Source organism: Aetokthonos hydrillicola CCALA 1050 (genome assembly GCF_017591665.1).
GTDB classification, from domain to species: Bacteria; Cyanobacteriota; Cyanobacteriia; order Cyanobacteriales; family Nostocaceae; genus Aetokthonos; species Aetokthonos hydrillicola.
Map to the genome: position 1 here is coordinate 1 of NZ_JAAKGC010000363.1, position 1,696 is coordinate 1,696.

General features: G+C 42.7%; 2 protein-coding genes. One reads left to right on the top strand and one right to left on the bottom strand.

Annotated elements, in window-relative coordinates:
- A partial coding sequence (locus tag G4P69_RS37950) for a type II secretion system protein GspD (RefSeq protein WP_390694070.1) occupies positions 1 to 1,236 on the top strand: 1,236 nt, incomplete at its 5' end.
- Positions 1,237 to 1,407: 171 nt separating this feature from the next.
- Here the strand turns inward: G4P69_RS37950 and G4P69_RS37955 are convergent.
- A complete protein-coding gene (locus G4P69_RS37955; RefSeq protein ID WP_208339565.1) occupies positions 1,408 to 1,596 on the bottom strand; it encodes a hypothetical protein in 189 nt (62 codons plus the stop codon).
- Positions 1,597 to 1,696: the final 100 nt, after the last annotated feature.

A 1,696-nucleotide genomic window follows, 5' to 3' on the forward strand; every position in this document is an offset into this window, starting at 1 on the left:
GGAGATGAAAGGACTAATTCTATTACCTTAGTTGGAAATTCTAGGTTAATTGATATTGCTATTGCTCAACTAACTAATCTCGATGTCCGTCGTCGTCAGGTAGCAGTCAACATTAAAGTGATAGATGTTAACCTCTTGGGAACTCATGACTTTAACTCTAGTTTTTCCTTTGGTATTGGGAATAACTACTTTGTTAACGATGGCGGTGCAGCATCTATGAATTTCGGGGGTTCTAGACCAGCTACTGGTAGTGAGTTAGCAGGTAGTATAACTAGTACACCAACTATTGAAAATCCATATGGTTCAGCCGCTCCCTTCTATGACCCAAATAATTCTGTCAGTATTCCAGGAACTACACCAGGTACAACAGTCGTAGATGCTAATGGTAACACTCGGACTACTCAAAACCCAGGAAGTGGAACATTTTATAAACCTATTTCACCTATTGGAAACCCTTTACAACCAGGTTTTTCTGATATCACTCCAGCAACAGATAATATTGTAACCATTGATCCTACAACTGGTAAAGCACAAGTAACACAAGGTATTTTGGGTACGGCGACTGCAGCTCTCCCTTCCTTATACCAGTTTCCCAAGCGTTTACTAGCTAGTTTGCAAGCTCAAGTGACTAATGGTAATGCCAAAATTTTGACCGACCCAACTCTTACAGTACAAGAGGGGCAGCAAGCGGTAGTCAAGTTAACAGCAGAAGTTTATGGAGGTCTTGAAATATCAACACAAAATACACAAACTGGAGCTAACGCTGCATCCAACTCTACTAGAAAGCCAATCATTAAAGATGCAGGTCTAACCGTCGCAATTAAGATTGAGCGTATTGATGATAATGGTTTTGTTTCCTTGTCTGTTGCGCCTACTGTGTCTGCCCTCAGCGGCACAACATCAACTCCTGACGGAGCAATTTCTCTATTAGCACAAAGAAGCCTACAATCAGGGGTAATTCGCCTCAGAGATGGTCAGACACTAATACTATCAGGTATTATTCAAGATTCAGACCGAGTAAGTGTATCTAAGTTTCCCATCTTGGGAGACATTCCACTGCTTGGTTCTTTGTTTAGAAAGACAAGCAAAACTAACCAGCGCAATGAGGTGGTCGTGTTGCTGACACCTCAGATCATGGATGATTCAGAACGCTCCTCATTTGGCTACAATTACCAGCCAAGCCCTGAAGTGCGTAGATTGATAGAGCGCCGTGGTTTACAGGTTCCGTCAAAATAGTGTAGGCAATGCCCACCCTACTTATATCTCACTACTTGTAGAGACGTTACGTGTAACTGTAATGTCTCTACATCGTTTGATGGAAGCATCTCAGTTTTATTTTGTATTGCAGGTCGGAAAGCTCGCTCTCATGTATTACGCGAGCGAGACGCTCGCACTACGCTTCAAAACTCAGATAAGCTGATGGCCAGCTAGATTGTGTAACAGGAAAATGTAAAATTGAAGTGCGATCGCCGCTCTGATAGCCAGCTTGCGGCATGTTCTAGGACTTTCATCAAAAATGAGGTAAGGAATTCCTAGAACTTGTGGCGGTGCGTTGCGCTGCGCGACAACACACCCTACATTAAGATTTCGTAACATAGTTTGAAATATTAGCGCCGACTTACTTATAGAATTTGTGGTGGTGCGTTGCGCTGCGCGACAACACACCCTACATTAGCATTACTGCGAAAGCTAAAAA

What these genes read in the sequence shown, in the direction of transcription:
- G4P69_RS37955 (WP_208339565.1), bottom strand. Translation starts at nt 1,596, where the DNA reads ATGTTACGAAATCTTAATGTAGGGTGTGTTGTCGCGCAGCGCAACGCA.